Here is a 19,819-nt window from a genome sequence, read left to right as displayed (position 1 = left end):
AGTTTCTGTTATTCATTCATTAGCTGATGCATGCTGTCTATTATGAAATTCTTCTAAATCGGGTGGTGATTGTCGGTAATAAGCCTCTAACTGCTTAAATAAAAGGGCATTATGTTGTTTCAACGCTTCTGGCATAGTAAAAAAGTATTCACTTAATACCGCAAAAAATTCAGCCGGATTAGTCGCAGCATAAGGATCCAGATAGGTGTGTTTATGTGCCGCCAAGTCACGTAATAAACCCTGCCAGGCAGCAGTTAATGTCTCAGTCCATTCCGGTAACGACATATCCGGGTGTAATGGCGGCATACCATTAGCCCGACCAGACAACATATCTAATTTATGAGCGAATTCATGAATAACAACATGATGACCTCGGTAGGGTTGCTGACTGTCATGTTTGATGTCTTGCCAGGAAAAAATGACGGGACCCCGTGACCATGACTCGCCACTTAAGCCCTGTGTTTGTCTATGAACGACGCCATTTTCATCTGTCACATCGCGTTTAATCTGAAATGCGCCCGGGTAGAGAATGACTTCTATCCAACCATCGTAAGTATTGAGTCCTAAATGCAAGATAGCTACACAGGCCTGGGCAGCAACAGTGACGGCCATTTCTGGTGTGACCGTTAACCCTGCAGCCCCGGTAAATGTCTTTTTATGAATAAACAGTGTGGCCAACAAACGTATGCGGGCACGTTCGGATACGGATCTTGCCTGTATAAGGGGTAAATGCTTAGTGACTGCAAGCCACAAATCAAAGGGTATCGGATAGTGTTTTAGTACTCTGAGTGTGCGCCATTTACGAATAATATTCATGCAGTGAGTTTTGTTTTAGTTGGGGAGTGATTAAATAGCGAGTGTTGAATACCGATTTTGATGGCATTATCGATAACAAACCAGACTAAGGCATATAACCACATAAATCCGGCATATTGCCAACTTACAGCGGTAATAAAGATGCCGTTGACTGCCATCAAGGTACCGATAATTTCAGTGCCTAATGTCGCGGCTAATAATAGGGGAGATGGCCACGGCTTTTGCCAGAACCAACCATTATTGCGTGTGACAAAAATCGTACTGTGACCAGCAATAAGCAGTTTCAGAAAGATAAGGGTTTGTATTGTATCGTTATCTAAATTCTGTTCGCGCAGGAATAAATACAGTAAAAAAGACGCACAAACACCAGCAAGACCAAGCACAGATGAAATAATAAATAATTGATGCATATTCCACCTCACCGGTGTGGGCGACTGATAGGTATTATCGTAAGCGATGGTCAGAATAGGCAGATCATTGAGCAGTGCCAATAAAATAATCATTAAGGCAGTGATAGGGTAAAACTCGAATATCAGAATGCTCAAGGTCATGAACAAAATGATACGAATCGTTTCTGCGATACGGAATGTCGCGTAGCTTTTCATGCGTTCAAAGGTAAAGCGTGCCTGTTCTATGGCCTGATTAATGACGGATAGGCCCGGTGCGGTGAGAATAATATCTGCTGCTGCTCTTGCTGCATCTGTGGCATTGGATACGGCAAAACCGCAATCTGCTTTTCTCAGTGCCGGCGCATCATTCACGCCATCACCCGTCATGCCAACAATATGATCTGATTTTTGTAAAGCTTCGACGATCATGTATTTATCTTCTGGCAAGACCTCGGCAAAAATTTCGATGGATTCCAGCATGTCGAGCAGAGCAGACTCGTGTGTGTGAATAAACTCTGTTTCTAATAAGCTGGTATCGTAAATACTTTCCAGATCGGTCATTACCTCATCAGCAAACTGTTTTGCCTGTTTGAATGACACGTCCGGATTGAGTCGTTTATATATCGCCTGAGCCAGACCGGATGCGAGCTCTTTAATTTCCTGTCCAGACTTGCCGGTGATTTGTTTGGACTGAACCGCACGTTTGTTTAACCCAAGCATATGACCAATTTCACGAGCGATAGCGATATTATCGCCAGTGATCATTTTTACTTCGACACCTCGCTCTCGCATTTCATCAATCACTTGCTTTGAGTCATCCCGGGGCGGATCGATGAGCGGAATGAGGCCAAGGAACTCATGTGGTTGATTCTCACGCTGTTGAGCCACAGCTAATGTGCGATAACCTTTACTGGCAAGAAGATTAATTTGTTGATTGAGTGACGTGATATCGTTATCGGTAAGGTTAGTGACCATGGCCATAATCACTTGTGGTGCACCTTTAAACACCTCCATTTTTTCGTCAGCTTTATTGACCGATGCTGAGGTAAATTTTCGGCTTGGGTCAAATGAAGTGAAGTGGGTTTGTTGCCATTGTGACCAGTCACTGTCGGCAAAATTATCTTTGATGTAGCGAAATAATGGAATTTCGATGGGGTCGGTATTTTCTGAGCGTGATGCTAAAACGGCCGCTCGCATAAGTGCTGCCTCACGGGTGCCATTGAATGGCAGAATGTCCATTACCTGCATTTCATTTTTGGTCAGCGTGCCTGTTTTATCGGAACAAAAAATATCGACGCCAGCCAGCTCTTCAATAGCGGTTAATTTGGTGACAATGGCTTTGTGTTTTGCCAATTTATAAGCACCCACAGCCATGGTGACAGACAAAACGGCCGGTAAAGCAACCGGAATTGCAGCGACTAATAACACCAAGGCAAAGCGGGCCAATTCAAGCATATCTTCATGGCGCGATAAGCCTGTGATAACAATCAATGTCACCATTGCCAGAGATAACAGAATCAAGAAGTGACCAATTTGTAACACCATCTTTTGAAAGTGGCTGTGTTCATTCTCGGAGGCCGAAGCAACTAAACTGACAACATTATTAAATCGTGTTTGCTGGCCGGTATTGACCACAATGGCATCCATTTCACCTTGTCGAATGATGGTGTTGGCATAGGCAACATCGGTACTTCTTTTGCTGACAGGTAAGGATTCGCCAGTCAGTGATGATTCATCTATAGATAAATAGTCACCCGTGACTAATTGCACATCAGCAGGGACTAAATCTCCCATTCGCAGACGAATAATATCGCCGGGTACGAGTTCTTGTGAGCGAACTGATTGAAACTTGCCATCACGTAATACGCGCACTTGTGTATCTAGCTGGCTTTTTAAGGCATTGAGGGCATTAAGGGCACGATGTTCCTGGAAAAAGTCGAGCCCGGCATTGATAAGAAGTAGGACGCTGATAATGATGAAGTCTTCCCACTTACCAACGACTGCAGATAATATGGCGGCAATTTCAATCATCCAGGGAATAGGGCCCCAGAAGCGTTTCAAAATCCGCTGCAGTGTGGATTCTTCCTGATTGATGATTTGATTCAGACCGTAATCTATCTGTCGTTGCCGCACATCGGTTTCAGACAGGCCATTTTTACTATCAACATTTAATAAACGGAAAGTGTCATCAACAGGCTGAAGGGAAAAATCGTCCGTGGCTTTTTGGAATAACGATGTCAATTTCTAACCCTCCATTTATGTGGTGTGTTGAAGCTAGTGGCGCAAGACGTCCTGTAAAGCGTTGGCGAGCAAATTGGCTAAGCTCACTGTATTGGTCGGATGTGGAATACTGTCACAACTATAGATATGTTGGATGCCTGCCGCATTCAGTTGTTCTATTGCATCATCCATAAACAAGGCATGACTGACCAGAATACTGACTGAGGCCGGTTGATATGGCATCAGCTGTTTAGCTGCTTCCAACAGTGTTTTCCCGGTACTGGCCACATCATCAACAATAATAATATCGCGTCCGGAATAGGCGCGTTCAGGCAAAGTGACAAGCACTTTATGATCACCCAAACGTTGTTTCTGTGCTACGGCATAATCAAAGCCAAAATGTGTCGCTATGTCTTTTACCCATTGCTCTGATTCGCCATCAGGCCCTAATAACAGTGGATTGTTAAAACGGGTCTCGATAAAGTTTGCCATCGGCTGAGTAGCATTGATATTAACAGCATTTTCTATAGGAATGGCTTCGCGTAGTTCAGAGATGCGATGCAAATGCGTGTCTACTGTAATCACAGCATCAAATAAACCGGCCAGGAATCGACCAATAATGGTTTGACTGACGACTTCTCCCGGATGAAAGGCTTTATCTTGTCGCATATAGCAAAGATAAGGTGCCACCAGAATAATGCGTTCTACACCATTCTGGCGTAATGATTGTGCCGTTAGCATCAATTCAATCAATTTACTGTTGGGGTCGTTGAGGCTTCTGCAAACAATCACTGTTTCAGGTAAGTCGACCGGTAAGATTAACTGGCTTTCACCATCCGGAAAGTGATGAAGTTGAATGGTTTCGTATGGTATTCCACATACCATAGCCAGGACTTTAGCCTGTTGCTGATAGTCTGAAAAGCTAATTAGCAGGGGAAGTTTTGTGCTCATAGTTTATCAATCTGGTAGCTGTTGTCGAGGAGTGCGGCATTTTTGGCAAAGGTAAAATCAGCATTAAACTCGGCATAAATGGTAAATAATACCTCACCTTTTTTGACTTTATCTCCGACTTTTTTATGTAAATAAATCCCTGCGCCTTTATCCATCGGTGCACCGGCCAAGCGTGCAATGGAAGCAATTTTCAGATTATCAATCGCTTTTACGATGCCTGTGTCTTGTGCACAAATATCACACTGGAGCTTGCCAACCTGTATGGGGGTGTTGTTGCGTCCCTGAGCATTGATAATGGCATTCATTTTTGTGAGTGCTCGGCCTGATTCAAGAATATCTCTGGCAACAGCGTAACCTTGACCGCCTCTGACATCGGGATCAAATTCGATAATTCTGCCGGCCAACTGTAAGGCTTTCTCTTTTAAATCGATGGGGGCGTTAGGTTCATTCCCAAGAATTTTCATCACATCCTGCGTTTCTAAAACAGGACCGATGCCTCTACCTATTGGTTGGCTGCCATCGGTGATGACCACTTCTAAATGCAATCCCATATTGTCACCGACATACTCAAACAGTTTGCGTAACTTAAGCGCTTCCATATGGGTATGTACTTTTGCTGAAGGCCCAATCGGTATATCAATCAGTAAATGTGTGGCGCCTGCAGCAATTTTCTTAGAAAGTATCGAGGCGATCATTTGCCCGGTTGAGTCCATAGATAGCGGGCGTTCAACGGAAATCAACACATCATCAGCCGGCGCAAGTTTTGCCGTACCGCCCCATGCCAGGAAGGCACGTTGTTGACTAACGATTTCATGCAAACGTCGCAGAGACAGATCGACGTTGGCTAAGACTTCCATGGTATCTGCGGTACCAGCAGGTGAAGTGATCGCCCGGCTGGATGTTTTAGGCATCAACATGCCGTGAGCAGCAATAATGGGAACGAGTAACATGGTGGTACGATTGCCAGGGATACCACCAATACAGTGTTTATCACAGACCAGATCTTCGCCCCAGTCGATGCGTTCACCGGTATCCACCATGGCATGAGTCAGATGTAATATTTCATCTCGCTCCATGCCAGTTTCAGCACAACCTACGATAAACGCCGCTGTTTCGATTTTCGAATAACGGTTATTCACGATGTCCTGAATAATATGTAAATACTGCTGATAATCGAGTTTTTCACCGGCTATTTTTTTATGAACAGATTTCAGTGACTCAGGCGGGGTAGCATGATTAATAAAGACTTCTGAGCCTTCCGGGATGCCTAATTGTTCATAGACTTGCTCACTTAGACCTAATTCATCGATATTAGTAATAGAAGCATCATCAACGACGTTGAGAACAGCGATAACAGGCTGAGTGCTATTAGCCGTGTGGATTTCTATTTTACTCAACGCCTGAAAGCCTTCGCTACGATAAAGTCCACAGTTCCGATGTAAATAAGCGACGTTTTCTTTGTAGGTATCGATAGCGACACACTTTAATTTCAGGGAGGGGATGGAAGTGGGTAGTTCCGATGTATCAATCATACTGGACTCGAGCTAGTAACTTAGTTCAAGCTTAATTGTTCGTAACAGAGTCGGTCAATCTGATTTGTTTGTATAACTGATCTATATCAGGTTTAGCATAATAAGTAGGAGATAAGCTTTAATTTTGAAGATTTAAAGGCAGTTTCTATTGCTGGACAGCTAAAAGTTAAGGCCGGAGGCTCTATCCCGGGAAAACCATCCATACTAAATTAGAGTGGATTCCTGAAAGCATTGAGCTGAAACAAAAAAGCCCCTTCGAAAAGGGGCTTTTAATGTATGGCGGAGAGTCAGGGATTCGAACCCTGGGTGGTCGTTAAACCACGCCGGTTTTCAAGACCGGTACATTCAACCGCTCTGTCAACTCTCCAGAGAGGCGAAATAATACAGATAATGGTTCGGTAACACAACCGTAAAAATAAAATTATTTGTAGATAGATAATATCTATTGCCATTTAGAACTTATCGAGTAGGATAGGTGTCATTATTATAAGCTTTTCATCAACTGGAAAAAACACGGAGAAAACTGATGAATTATAACGCTGAATCAACTGTTGTTCGTTCGCAGCAGTCTGCGGTTCAAACCAATAAACTTTTACGTAATACGTATAGTTTATTAGCCATGACACTATTATTTAGTGCTATGACTGCTGGAGTATCAATGGCACTCAACCTGCCACATCCTGGCATCATTATTACACTGGTTGGGTATTTTGGGTTACTTTTCTTAACAACTAAACTTCGTAACAGTGCTTGGGGCATTGTGTCTGTTTTTGCTCTGACAGGTTTTATGGGCTTAACGCTAGGTCCGATTGTCAATGCCTATTTAGGTTTACCTAATGGCCCACAAATTGTGATGCAAGCTCTTGGTGGTACAGGCATTATCTTTATCGCTTTATCGGCTTATGCTGTAAAAAGTGAAAAAGACTTTAGCTTTATGGGCGGCTTCTTATTCGTTGGTATTCTGGTTGCTTTTCTAGCCAGCTTAGCCGCGTTCTTTTTTGAAATGCCAGGTCTGTCCCTAGCTGTGTCAGCGATGTTTGTATTATTGATGGCGGGTCTGATTCTTTTCGAAACAAGCCAAATCGTTAATGGTGGTGAAACCAACTACATCATGGCGACCATCACACTGTATGTCAGTATCTACAACTTGTTTGTCAGCTTGCTGCAATTAATTGGTGCCTTCTCTGGCGATGACTAATTGAACTATCTGGTTCATTTACTTTCTAATAAACCCCGCACTGCGGGGTTTATTTTTATGGTGGAATGGTGAAGAAAAATCTGGCTAATTGGGATCGTTGGTGTCGAATTATTATCGGCACAGTTATAATAGCCTACGCCATCTATGACAGTAATTGGTGGTGGCTGTTGGGAGTTGGTTTATTAATAAACGCATTCACTGGTCGTTGTCTTGCTTACGGGGTGTTTGGATTATCTACATGTCAAACATCATGTCAGGTCGATAAAGAGAGCAAAAAGAGTAAATAAACAGCATGGCTAAATTACCCACACAATTGATTGATCGCTTTGGACGTAAGGTGACGTATGTGCGTATGTCTATTACGGATAGATGTGACTTTCGTTGTGTGTATTGCATGGATGAAGAAATGACTTTCATGCCTCGGCAACAATTACTTAGCCTGGAAGAAATCGTTTTTCTGTTGCGTGCTTTCTGTGAACTCGGTGTGGAAAAAGTACGTATTACCGGTGGTGAACCGCTGGTAAGACGTGATGTGGATTGGCTCTTTAATGAACTAGGTCAGCTTAAAGCTTCGACCTCGCTTAAAGAGCTGACATTAACCACCAATGGCTCCAAGCTGGAAAAGTATGCCCAGACCTTAGCCGATTCGGGCTTAGATCGTATCAATATCAGTCTGGACTCTTTAAATGCTGAAAAATTTAAGGCATTAACAAGAACTGGTGATCTGGACACGGTTCTGACGGGCATCGCCGCAGCAAAAAAAGCCAACTTCAAACGTATTAAATTAAACGCGGTCATCATGAAAGGGCGCAATGAAGATGAAATCATTGATTTAGCCCAGTTTGCTATTGATAACGATCTGGATATTTCCTACATTGAAGAAATGCCTTTAGGCCATGTCTCGCATGCTCGTGAAGAAAGTTATTGTTCCAGCGATGAGGTATTAGCCACGTTAAAAACCGTATTCGATTTACAAGCCAGTATCGCTTCTACTGGCGGTCCATCACGTTATTATCAGGTAGCTGGCACGACAAGCAAAATTGGTTTTATCTCACCACACAGTCATAACTTCTGTGATAGCTGTAATCGTGTCAGGGTGACGACAGAAGGTCGTTTGCTACTGTGTTTGGGGCAGGAGCACTCGATGGATTTACGTGACGTCATACGGCGGTATCCTGGCGATATGCAGGCATTGAAACAGGCGATTGTTGATTCCATGGACATTAAACCGAAAGGTCATGATTTTGATATCAAGGCTCAGCCAATTATTTTTCGGCACATGAGCGTTACGGGCGGCTAGTGTTAATCTTCAGATCGCTCTAATTGTTTAGCTGAGTTCCATAGACTATCTAACTCTTCCAGCGAAAAATCTTCAAATTGTTTACCCTGAGCTGTAACCGCTGTTTCCACATAATTAAAGCGTCGGTAAAACTTGGTGTTGCTACTGTTGAGTGCTTCTGCAGGATCAATATCCAAATGTCTTGCCAGGTTACAGCAGGCAAATAAGATGTCACCTAGTTCAGCTAAAAGCACTGATTTGTCAGAATGATGTTTGATTTCCTGACCTAGCTCATCAATTTCTTCATGGATTTTGTCTAATACGCCATCAGGACTGGGCCAGTCAAACCCGACTTCAGCGGCTCTTTTTTGCATTTCTATCGCTAATTTAAAGACATCTTTCTGTGTTTTTTTAATCGAGCTAAGGATGAAGTCTTGGTCTGACATAACTATCAAGACTCACGGGTAAATTTGATGATATTACGACGATCACGTTTACTGGGCCGACCTTTCTGTTGTCGGAAACCCAGCGGTTCGTTTTTTATTTGTTCACGCAATAATTCGCGTTTATCACGGCTTTGAGGTGTTTCTTCATAAAGCTGTTCCGCTTCGGAAGCGGGGCGACGTTGCAGATTTAACCCCTGAATAATCACTTCAAATTCGTAGGGTGGTTTGGAAATGGTCAGCGTGTCTTCAATGCGAACTGTTCGACTGGGTTTAACACGTTGTCCATTGACGTGGACTTTGCCACCTGAGATGGCTTCAACGGCGAGACCACGCGTTTTATAAAAACGCGCGGCCCACAACCATTTATCTAATCGCTGAGATTCAGAACGAGAGTCCTGTTGTGCCATCAAGCCTTACCTTGCAGTTGTAACAGGATAGACTCATTTTCCAGAGTGGAGGTGTCTTGCGTGATTTCTTCACCTTTGGCAATAGTACGAAGTAAACGACGCATGATTTTACCTGAGCGGGTCTTAGGTAAATTATCTGAATAACGAATATCATCTGGTTTAGCGATAGGGCCAATTTGTTCACCAACCCAATTACGCAGTTCTTTAGTTAACTCTTCGTCTTCACCACCTTCGGGACGATCACCTTTTAACACAACATAAGCAAAAACGGCTTCACCTTTTACATCATGTGGACGACCGACTACGGCAGCTTCCGCCACACGTGGATGAGCGACAAGGGCAGATTCAATTTCCATGGTACCCAGGCGGTGACCAGATACATTCAGTACGTCATCAATACGGCCCATGATCCAGAAAAAGCCATTATCATCTCGTCTGGCACTATCACCGGCTAAGTAATACTTACCACCAAAATAAGGCCAGTAGGTATCTTTATAACGTTGATCATCGCCCCAGATGGTTTGAATCATCGATGGCCATGGTTTACGAATGACGAGATAACCACCCTGATTGGCAGTAGTGATTTCTTCACCATCGTCATTAACGATCGCAGCATCAATACCTGGAAGAGGACGAGTACAAGAGCCTGGTTTTGCATGAGTAACGCCTGGAACGGGTGCAATCATATGTGCGCCGGTTTCCGTTTGCCACCAAGTATCAACAATCGGACAGCGCCCCTGACCAATAACGTTGTAATACCACATCCAGGCTTCAGGATTGATAGGTTCTCCCACGGTACCTAATAGTCGCAGTTTAGATAGATCGTAACTATTTGGTATGTCATCACCGACTTTCATTAATGCACGAATAGCGGTGGGGGCTGTGTAGAAAATAGTGACGCCATGACGTTGACAGATATCCCAGAAACGGCCGGAATCAGGTACTGTCGGTACGCCTTCATAGATAACCTGTGTGGCGCCGGTGGCAAGCGGGCCATAGGCGACATAGGTGTGGCCGGTAATCCAGCCTACATCTGCCGTACACCAGAAAACATCAGAGTCTTGGATATCAAAGACCCAGCGCATCGTGGTGATCGCATTTAATAGGTAACCACCACAGCTATGTTGAATGCCTTTAGGTTTACCCGTAGAACCTGACGTGTAGAGAAGAAATAAAGGATCTGCCGCATCCATCCATTCCGGTTCACATTCATCAGACTGATCTGCCGTGGCATCAGACCACCAGATATCTCTGCCTGCTTGCATGGAAACGTCATGTTTTGTTCTTTGGTAGACAATGACTTTTTCAACAGTGTCACAGCCTGATGCTAAGGCTTGATCGGCTGTTTTTTTCAGTTCAACTGTTTTACCACCACGGAAACCACCATCCGCTGTGATGACCAATTTCGCTTGGGTATCTTCGATACGGTCTTTTAATGATGACGCAGAAAAGCCACCGAACACCACGGAGTGAATGGCGCCAATACGTGCGCAAGCCTGCATAGCGATAACAGATTCGGTGATCATTGGCATGTAGATAATGACGCGGTCACCTTTACCGATACCTTGTGCTTTCAATGCATTGGCAAAGATGCTCACGCGACGGTGAAGTTCGCGATAACTGATATGTTCTACATCACCTTTTTCTCCCTCAAAAATAACCGCGGTTTTTTCGGCATTTTTTTCAAGCTGACGATCAAGGCAGTTATAGGAGACATTAAGTTTGCCATCGGCAAACCAGCGGTAATGAGGTGCATTACTGTCGTCCAGTGTTTGAGTAAAAGCTTGTTTCCAATCAATTTCCTGTCGTGCTATGTCAGCCCAGAAGGTTTCATGATCCTGTTCCGCTTTTTTGTATAACGCATCAAGTTGTTCTGAAAGTAATGATGCCGTTTTTAGAAAGGCTTCACTGGGTGGAAACTGACGGTCTTCATGTAAGGTTGATTCGATATTATCTTGAGCCATATGCGACACCTTTATAAGTATTCTTTAGCTAAATTAACACAATACAATGATTATCAATGTGTGTTAAGCAGACATAAAAAACTCTCCCTCAATATTTATCGAGGGAGAGTTTTTGGGAGTGGTAAGGCTTCTAGAAGAAACCGAGCGGGCTGGTGCTGTAGCTAACCAACAAGTTTTTCGTTTGTTGATAATGCTCAAGCACCATTTTGTGGGTTTCACGACCAACGCCAGATTTTTTATAACCACCGAATGCCGCGTGAGCAGGGTACATGTGGTAGCAGTTTGTCCATACACGACCCGCCTGGATGCCACGTCCCATGCGGTAAGCCAGATTCATATCTCGGGTCCATAAACCTGCACCAAGACCAAACTCTGTATCGTTAGCGATTTCTAGTGCTTCTGCTTCATCTTTGAATGTGGTCACAGAGACGACCGGGCCAAAGATTTCTTCCTGGAAGATGCGCATCTTGTTGTGGCCTTTCATCAAGGTAGGCTGAATGTAGTAGCCATTCTCAAATTCGGCACCCAGTTGCTCTACAGCGCCACCCATTAATACTTCAGCGCCTTCCTGACGACCAATATCGACATAGCTCAGAATCTTATCAAATTGCATTTGTGAAGCCTGAGCACCGACCTGAACTTCAGTATCTAATGGATTACCACGCTTAATTTTCTTAGCACGATCCATAACAATCTTGATGAAATCGTCATAGATGCTTTCTTGAATAACAGCACGAGATGGGCATGTGCAGACTTCACCCTGGTTAAAGAAGGCCAGTACTAAACCTTCAGCACACTTATTAATGTAGTCTTCTTCTTGCTGCATAATATCTTCAAAGAAGATGTTCGGTGATTTACCACCTAATTCAGTTGTTGATGGGATAATGTTTTCCGCTGCACGTTTCATGATATGCGAGCCAACTGGTGTTGAACCTGTGAAGGCAATTTTGGCAATACGTGTGCTTGAGGCTAATGCTTCACCAGCCACGCGGCCCATACCGTTAACGATATTCAGTACGCCTGGCGGTAATAAATCACCAATGACTTCCATCAATTTAAGAATGGAAACAGGGGTTGATTCTGCTGGTTTCATGACGATGCAGTTGCCAGCAGCTAAAGCTGGCGCCAGTTTCCATGCAGCCATTAACAATGGGAAGTTCCAGGGAATAATTTGACCAACTACACCCAGTGGTTCATGGAAGTGATAGGCCACGGTAGTTTCGTCGATTTCCCCCATGGTGCCTTCTTGAGCACGAATACAGCCGGCAAAATAACGGAAGTGATCAGCGGCGAGTGGAATATCGGCATTTAATGTTTCACGGACTGCTTTGCCGTTGTCCCAAGTTTCAGCCACGGCCAGCATTTCAAGGTTTTCTTCGATGCGATCGGCGATTTTTAACAGAATGTTGGAACGTTGTTGAACAGATGTTTTTCCCCAGGCATCTTTCGCTGCATGCGCAGCATCTAATGCCAAATCAATATCTTCTGCAGTCGATTCTGGAATCTCACAGATGACTTCACCTGTTACAGGTGTGGTATTCGTAAAATATTGACCTTTTACGGGCGCAACCCATTTGCCCCCAATAAAGTTTTCATAACGCGATTCAAAACTGACGACAGCGCCTTCAGTACCGGGTTTTGCATAGATCATAGTCTTTCTCTCTTTGCTTATGGTTATAGTATGAACATAAAGATACAGGATAATTCCATGACTGGCAAGTGTGTTTGACTGAAAATCTCAATCACTTGACTGAGAGTCCAGAACCATTCCAAAAATATTTTGTAATTTGGTATAAGATATCCTAATGAAAATTGAGAAACTCTCGCTGGTAAAACGGCGTGAAAAACGACAATTATTGACGGAAAATAAAGTTCAGTTCGCTGGCCCGGAGTCAGAACTGAGCATTTATGACACGTATCGCGCAGCCAGCAGAGTGGGCCTTGAAGCACAACAATTACTCTACTGTGGCATGGTGAGTGGACGCAAAGTCATGCATAGTCCGCACAATAACGATGGCGAACTTTTTCTTCCGCATGAATCTTATGTTGTCCCGCCCGGTGAACACGTAGAAATTGATTTTCCTGATGCCAATGAGACTGCACCAACCACCTGTCTGACCATTGAAATATCCAAAGACAGAATTGAACGGTTGTCCGAACGAATGCGTGATCTTATTGTGCTGGATGCACCGAATCACGAATGGGAATATCAACCTAAAATTATCCATAAGCATCACACAGGTGATACCCAGTATTTGCTGGAAAAAATGGTTTCCTTATATACACGTAACGATCCAGACAAAGAAATTATGTTGGATCTGAGTGTGACAGAGTTAGTGATCAGACTGCTCAGGGAACAAGGACGTGATGTTTTATTAAGTTATTGTCAACAATCTCCAGATGCTACAGGTGTCACCGCAGCGATTCACTATCTTGAGCAAAATATCGCCAATCCACTGGATGTTGACCAGCTATGCCGTAAAGCGTGTATGAGTCGCAGCCGTTTATACGTTGAGTTTAAAAAGCAGTTGGGTTGTACGCCGGGTGAGTTTCAACAACAAATTCGTTTAAAAGCCGCTGCTGAGGCAATTCAGTCCGGCAAAAGTGTGACCGATGCCTGTTATAGTTTTGGTTTTAGTGACCTGAGCCACTTTAGTCGTCGATTCACTGGTTTCTTCGGTTGCGCACCAAGTGTTTACCGTCAAAAATTTATCCAAAATAAATAAAACACCTCTTTGTTAGTGAATGGCAAGCAATTATTGCTGTCATAATAGTTGTCCATCATTTTTACTTCCAGCACGAGATTACTTTGCCTGCAATAGCCTTTATTCACAGACTATTCTTTATTTTCTTACTGTTCTTCAGTTCAGTACTTCTTGCTGATCCCATTAAATTAACTGTAAAAATCAATGGTGTGGATGCTTCAATGGGAAAGACCCTGCTCAACGGGCTCTCTATCGAAAAACAAAAAGAAAGTGAACGCCTGAATAAACGTTATCTGGAAAAATTACATAAATCGGCACCTGAAGAATTACGCACGATGTTAACTGTCTTTGGTTATTACCAGCCAGAAATCAGCAGTGAACTCTCGCTCGATAAAGACAATTGGCAAGCTACTTACACCATCGATTTAGGTGAACCGGTTAAGCTGGCATTGGTTGACATCGCGTTTAATGGCGAAGCTGCAGAGGATGCAGAGTTTATAAAACTAAAGAAAGCGTTCCCACTTCAAAAAGATCAGCAACTCAATCACCAACAGTACGAAGCCGCGAAAAAATCAATATTAACCTTGGCTATGAGCCGGGGCTATTTTGATGGAAAGTTGACCCAAGCATCAGTTGAAGTCGATGTACCAAATCATATCGCCAATGTTTATCTGCATTATGACTCTGGTGTGCGTTATCGCTTTGGTAAGACCTTATTCCCGGATACCGTTGTTGGCGACCCATTATTAGACAGGTTATTACCTTATAAGGAAGGTGAACCCTATTTGGATAACAAAGCATTAACACTGAGAAAAAATCTCAGTAATAGTGGTTACTTTGATTCTGTGTCAGTTCGTACCCAGCGCGCTGAAAGACAAGATGGGCAAGTACCCATCGATATCTCATTGGAAGAAAAACCAAAACAATTGTATACGGCTGGTCTTGGTTATGGCACTGATACTGGAGCAAGATTAAGTCTTGGCTGGGAAAATCGTTATGTGAATAAACGTGGACACCGATTACAAGCCGATGCACGTTTATCCCAAGTCACCAATACACTAAGTGCCGATTATGTGATGCCATTCTGGAGTGAAACGATTAATACCGTTGGCTTCAATACAGAATATAAACAGCAAGATACCGACACCAGTGAAAGTGAATCCTTTGCGGTAGGTAGCTACTATAAACGTGAAAGATGGGGCTGGGATGAAACCGGCTCAATTAAATTCTTACAAGAAGATTTTGATATTTCCGATGAAAGTGAGTCAACTTTTTTACTTATTCCCGGCATATCCTGGAGCCGTACCTGGGCTGACAATACCATTTATACAAAACATGGTGCGCGTTTATCCCTGACACTCTCTGGTGCATCTGAATCATTATTATCTGATATTACCTTTGGTCAGATTGTGGTCAGAGGCAAACTGATTCAGGCTTTTGGTGAGAACAGTCGCTTTATCACCCGGGGCTCAATTGGGGCAACCGAAGTGAGTGACTTTGAACGATTACCCAGCTCTCTACGTTTCTTTACTGGCGGTGACAACAGTATCAGAGGGTTCGATTACCAGTCACTGGGGCCTGAGAATTCAGAAGGTGATGTGGTTGGTGGACGCTATCTGGCTGTGGGTAGTGTCGAACTTGAGCATATGTTTCTAAAGGATTGGGGGGCGGCTGTTTTTTCTGATTTTGGGAATGCGTTTAATAGTTTTAGTGATCCCATTGAATATAGTGTGGGTGTCGGTATTCGCTGGCGCTCCCCAGTAGGATTGATTCGGGTTGATTTGGCGAAAGGCCTGTCAGAGAAAGATGAACCGATTGCTCTGCATATTGTGATTGGGCCGGATTTATAATCATGCGCAAGAAAATTGTTTTCGCCATCATGTTTGTCTTTGTGGCTTTCCTTGCCGGGATGGTCTGGTTGCTCACCACCCAATCGGGTCTGAATACTACACTCAATATCGTTAACAAAATGGTTCCGGCTTTAAAAGTGGGTGAAGCCAAAGGCGAATTATTTGGCGAGCTTGTTTTGTCAGATATTGAGTATCAGCCAGAACAGGCAACAGCTATTGCTATTGAACAACTGCAATTTAGTTGGAGGCCTGCTGAATTAGTTAAGCGCCATTTACATATCCAACGATTAGCTGTCCAGGGGATAACGATAAGCCCGGTTGAGCAGGTTGACAAAGCCAGTGATGTAAATGCTGAGATTAACTTACCGGATATTGCCTTACCAGTTCGAATCACGCTGGACCAACTTATCATCCGAGATGTGACGTTAGATAATGCCTCAGCAAAAACGACCTTAGTTGAAGAGGCTCAACTCAAGGCGGAAACGATATCTGATGAACTGGTGATACAGACCTTATCTCTATCGCAGCAAGATGTGCAGTTCCAGCTTGATGGTCGTATTGGCTTAACAGAGCAGCATGCTGTTAGTTTGAATTACCATGTCGATTTGTTGAAGGTTTTTCCTGAAAAATTGACGATAAACGGTCAAATAACGGGTAACCAACAGCAACTTGTACTGACTCAAGAGATTCAGCAACCACTCAAATCAGAACAAACACTGGTCGTTAATGATCTCACCTCTTCTCTGAGCTGGACTTTGACAACATCAGCACAAGCCATTGATGTCAGTAAGTTGGTGCCTGAACAGGAATTGCAGCTTGATAATGTCAAGCTACACGCTGAAGGTACGCTGACAAGGCTGAAAAGTTCGCTGCAAGCGACGGTGAAACGAACGGATATACCGGCTATCGATATTGATGTGAATGCTGACAGTGAAGATATGGCTGAATGGCATATTCAAGCAAAAGCACAGCCAGATAACGAAAAAATAATCACGCTATCAGGTAAGGTCAACACGGACACCCCTGAAATAGCCTTTGATCTCAAGGCCGTATGGCAGCAATTACAGTGGCCATTACAAGGGGATAAGGTTGTAGTCAAAAGCGAGCATGGAGAAGTCAATCTTACAGGGTCAATAAAGGATTATCAGGCCAGTATTAACACTGTAGTGACCTATGAAAATGAACCTTTAACACTGACGGCTCAGTTGCAGGGTGATGACACATCCGCCTCGCTCAAGCAACTGAATATTAACGGCTTTGACGGTAAGATCACTACTCACGGCCAAGTTGACTGGTCATCAAGCCCGATAAATTATGAGCTCGCTGCAAATTGGCAGCATTTAAGACTGCCAGCATCATTATCTGAAGTGGCCGTTTATATAAAACAAGGCCAGTTAAACTTGTTAGGCAATACCAACACAATGACGTTACGCTCAGAAACCGATCTAACGGTGAATGATGTCGCGATGACAATCAATGCCAACGGTGATGGCAAAACAGATATTGGTTTTGAGCAAAGTCAGTTACATATTCAATTAGGTAAAGGCGAAATTGATTATCAGGGCAGACTCGCCTGGGCTGGTGAATCACTAGTGGATGGTCATTTGACGGTAAATCAATTTAATCCGGGCATTATTTTGCCAGAATGGCCTGGATCGTTATCTGGTCAGGCACCACTTACCGTCAGTCAAACAGATAATCAGCTGAATGTGGTACTGGATACTTTAAAATTATCAGGTTCTTTAAGACAGAAACCTTTGGCTATTGAGGTAAAACTCAGCTCTAAGGCCAACGATGTGTTGATTGATCATTTTTCTGCGAGATCGGCAGAATCCACACTTTCAGTGAAAGGAAAGCTTCAGCAAGATCAGATGAACGTTAACTGGACACTGAACTCACCTGACTTACAAGATTTTTACCCGACCCTTAAAGGACGTCTTAATGGCTCAGGCAGTTTGACAGGCAGTCTTGAGCAACCACGTATTCTTGCCAATGTTGACGGAAAGTCGTTAGCTTTTGATACGACAAAAGTCGAAGCTATTAATGGGGATATTGACTTCACTTTGCAAGCGAATGCCAATATTGATAGCCGCGTTACGCTCACAGGACTGACCTTATCAGAGCTGTTGATTGATCGGGTTGATCTTGATGTCACGGGGAAACAGCAATCACATCAGATACAACTGAACCTGGCATCGAAAGCGATAAATATTGATGTCGCTGCTGATGGGCAGCTAAATCAATCCACTTGGACAGGACAATTCCGCCAGTTTGACTTTGGTAATGACCAGGCAGGTGTTTGGCATCTGACTCAACAAGGCAAGTTAATGCTGAATGCGAAACAGCAAGATATTCCTCGTCATTGCTGGCAGTCTGAGAAAGGCAATTTATGTATTACAGCCAGTCACTCTCAGGATCAATGGCAAACCTCAGGTGACTTTGCAGAATTACCATTGAGTCTATTTGAACAATTTTCTGCTGAGTTAGAGCAAATAAAAGGCCAGCTTAAAGGGCAGTTTGCACTCGCAGGAGATAACCATAATGTAATAACCGGGAAAGGCAAAATTCAGCTGGAAAATGCCTCTGTTCAACTGAATCAGTCTGAGCTCAATCAGAAGCAAGCTATTGTATTGAAGAATACTTTTATTGAGTACCAATTAGATAAAACACATACCACAGCAACACTTAATCTGGAGCCGCAAATCGATGGTGTGTCCGCTATCAACGCCCATGTTGAAACGGCAAGTATCGATGTCTTAATGGCTGATGCCAGCCAAGCAGCTTTAACAGGTGAAGTAAGAACCAATATTGAAAGCCTGGCTGCTCTGCAATTAACGCATCCGGCGATAGAAGGGCTTAAGGGAAAGTTTAAGCTTAATATCGATATCGGCGGCACCATTGCTCAACCTGAAATTTTAGGTAAGGCACAGTTAGAACAGGGTGAGGTCAGTATTATTGATGCCGGCATTTTATTAAAGAATATTCAGGCTGAGATTAACGGTAATCTGAATAAGGTTGACCTGACATTAACGGCTGATTCAGGTGAAGGCAAGCTCAATGCTACCGGTAGCTATGCCTTAAATGAAACCGGTTGGGAACTCACTGCAAACGTCAGTGGTAAGCAACTGGAAGTGATGAATACACCCGAAGCATTAGTCATTGCTGAACCTGATATGAGGATTCTGGTTACCCCCGAGCTGACCAAGGTTACCGGTAAAGTGGCTATTCCAAGAGCATTAATTGAACCCACCCGGTTTAATTCATCAGTGAGCCCGAGTGCGGATGTCCGTGTTATTTCAAATAACACCACAGAAGAGCAGCCCGAATCACAAACGCAAGTCGATTTAACCGTCAGCCTTGGCGATAAAGTACAGATAAAAGCATTGGGCTTCCAGGGACGATTGACAGGGGATTTACATGTATCTGGTAACCCTAATGATGTATTGCTAGGGAATGGTCAGATCACGATTAAAGACGGCAGTTATGTTGCTTATGGTCAGTTATTAAAAGTAGATAATGGCAAAATTCGCTTTTCTGGTCCCATTGATAACCCTGAACTTGATATTAAAGCCGTCAGGCACGGAAAAGAGGTCACCGCTGGTTTATACATCGAAGGTAATGTCAGCTCACCTCAGGCGACGTTGTTCTCTGACCCAGATATGAGTCAGGACAATATTTTATCGTATTTAATTTTGGGGAAACCCATAGAACAAGCAAGTGCAACCGATGCCGCCTTACTCGCTTCAGCGGCCACAGGAATTGGCCTGCAAAACGGGGCGATGATAGGAGATGATATTGCCAATACCTTTGGTCTGGATGAGTTTTCTATTACTGGCGACAGCAAGGAAAATGCAGCACTGACCATTGGTAAGTATTTATCACCAAAACTTTATCTGAGTTACGGTATTGGTGTGTTCGATTCCGTCAGTAGTGTCGAGCTGCGTTATCAACTTAGTAAAATATGGTCGTTAAAAGCCGAGTCAGGCACAGAAAGTGGGGTAGATTTACTTTATACCTATGAACCTAAAAAAGACTAGAGACAAAAAAGCCCCGGTTAACGGG

Annotated in this window: 14 protein-coding genes and 1 tRNA gene; 6 read left to right on the top strand and 9 right to left on the bottom strand. The window is 43.6% G+C overall.

Annotated features, from left to right (window positions below):
• Window positions 1-12: 12 nt before the first annotated feature.
• From MAMP_RS07300 to MAMP_RS07280, 5 genes are all read right to left on the bottom strand, one after another.
• Complete coding sequence (locus MAMP_RS07300; RefSeq protein ID WP_050797523.1) at window positions 13-816, bottom strand: M90 family metallopeptidase; 804 nt, start codon at window positions 814-816, stop codon at window positions 13-15.
• Entirely contained in the window at window positions 813-3,446 is a 2,634-nt protein-coding gene (locus tag MAMP_RS07295; protein WP_007145378.1) for a plasma-membrane proton-efflux P-type ATPase, read from the bottom strand. Before MAMP_RS07295 ends, MAMP_RS07300 begins: the two co-directional genes overlap by 4 nt.
• A gap of 33 nt (window positions 3,447-3,479) precedes the next feature.
• Complete coding sequence (locus MAMP_RS07290; protein WP_007145377.1) at window positions 3,480-4,376, bottom strand: ribose-phosphate diphosphokinase; 897 nt, start codon at window positions 4,374-4,376, stop codon at window positions 3,480-3,482.
• Complete coding sequence (locus MAMP_RS07285; protein ID WP_007145376.1) at window positions 4,373-5,908, bottom strand: thymidine phosphorylase family protein; 1,536 nt, start codon at window positions 5,906-5,908, stop codon at window positions 4,373-4,375. The genes MAMP_RS07290 and MAMP_RS07285 overlap by 4 nt, the downstream gene beginning before the upstream one ends.
• A gap of 277 nt (window positions 5,909-6,185) precedes the next feature.
• A tRNA-Ser gene (locus tag MAMP_RS07280) sits at window positions 6,186-6,275 on the bottom strand.
• A gap of 159 nt (window positions 6,276-6,434) precedes the next feature.
• Here MAMP_RS07280 and MAMP_RS07275 point away from each other — a divergent pair.
• The 3 genes from MAMP_RS07275 to moaA all read left to right on the top strand — a co-directional run bounded on the left by MAMP_RS07275 (window position 6,435) and on the right by moaA (window position 8,406).
• Window positions 6,435-7,106 (top strand): Bax inhibitor-1/YccA family protein, encoded by a 672-nt coding sequence (locus tag MAMP_RS07275; RefSeq protein WP_007145375.1) that lies wholly within the window; start codon window positions 6,435-6,437, stop codon window positions 7,104-7,106.
• A 65-nt stretch (window positions 7,107-7,171) separates the two neighbouring features.
• A complete protein-coding gene (locus MAMP_RS16615) occupies window positions 7,172-7,393 on the top strand; it encodes a YgaP family membrane protein (protein ID WP_083821493.1) in 222 nt (73 codons plus the stop codon).
• A 5-nt stretch (window positions 7,394-7,398) separates the two neighbouring features.
• Window positions 7,399-8,406 carry a GTP 3',8-cyclase MoaA gene (gene moaA, locus MAMP_RS07270; protein ID WP_007145374.1) on the top strand — a complete coding sequence of 336 codons (1,008 nt, stop codon included), beginning with the start codon at window positions 7,399-7,401 and terminating at the stop codon, window positions 8,404-8,406.
• A gap of 2 nt (window positions 8,407-8,408) precedes the next feature.
• Here the strand turns inward: moaA and MAMP_RS07265 are convergent, their stop codons facing one another.
• From MAMP_RS07265 to exaC, 4 genes are all read right to left on the bottom strand, one after another.
• Complete coding sequence (locus MAMP_RS07265) at window positions 8,409-8,831, bottom strand: MazG nucleotide pyrophosphohydrolase domain-containing protein (protein ID WP_007145373.1); 423 nt, start codon at window positions 8,829-8,831, stop codon at window positions 8,409-8,411.
• Between the two features lie 5 nt (window positions 8,832-8,836).
• Window positions 8,837-9,238 carry an RNA-binding S4 domain-containing protein gene (locus MAMP_RS07260; RefSeq protein ID WP_007145372.1) on the bottom strand — a complete coding sequence of 134 codons (402 nt, stop codon included), beginning with the start codon at window positions 9,236-9,238 and terminating at the stop codon, window positions 8,837-8,839.
• Complete coding sequence (gene acs, locus MAMP_RS07255) at window positions 9,238-11,202, bottom strand: acetate--CoA ligase (RefSeq protein ID WP_007145371.1); 1,965 nt, start codon at window positions 11,200-11,202, stop codon at window positions 9,238-9,240. The genes MAMP_RS07260 and acs overlap by 1 nt, the downstream gene beginning before the upstream one ends.
• Before the next feature lie 130 nt (window positions 11,203-11,332).
• A complete protein-coding gene (gene exaC / locus MAMP_RS07250; RefSeq protein WP_007145370.1) occupies window positions 11,333-12,853 on the bottom strand; it encodes an acetaldehyde dehydrogenase ExaC in 1,521 nt (506 codons plus the stop codon).
• A gap of 154 nt (window positions 12,854-13,007) precedes the next feature.
• Between exaC and MAMP_RS07245 the strand changes: the two genes are divergently transcribed.
• The 3 genes from MAMP_RS07245 (at window position 13,008) to MAMP_RS07235 (ending at window position 19,794) form a co-directional block, all read left to right on the top strand.
• A complete protein-coding gene (locus MAMP_RS07245) occupies window positions 13,008-13,928 on the top strand; it encodes an AraC family transcriptional regulator (RefSeq protein WP_007145369.1) in 921 nt (306 codons plus the stop codon).
• Between the two features lie 83 nt (window positions 13,929-14,011).
• A complete protein-coding gene (locus MAMP_RS07240) occupies window positions 14,012-15,757 on the top strand; it encodes an autotransporter assembly complex protein TamA (protein ID WP_007145368.1) in 1,746 nt (581 codons plus the stop codon).
• 2 nt (window positions 15,758-15,759) lie between these two features.
• On the top strand, window positions 15,760-19,794 hold the full coding sequence (locus MAMP_RS07235; protein ID WP_007145367.1) for a translocation/assembly module TamB domain-containing protein: 4,035 nt from the start codon (window positions 15,760-15,762) through the stop codon (window positions 19,792-19,794).
• The last annotated feature ends 25 nt before the right edge of the window (window positions 19,795-19,819 follow it).

The sequence above is a fragment of the Methylophaga thalassica MP genome (assembly GCF_000214595.1).
GTDB classification, from domain to species: domain Bacteria; phylum Pseudomonadota; class Gammaproteobacteria; order Nitrosococcales; family Methylophagaceae; genus Methylophaga; species Methylophaga thalassica.
This window is presented reverse-complemented; position numbering and strand designations above follow the sequence as displayed.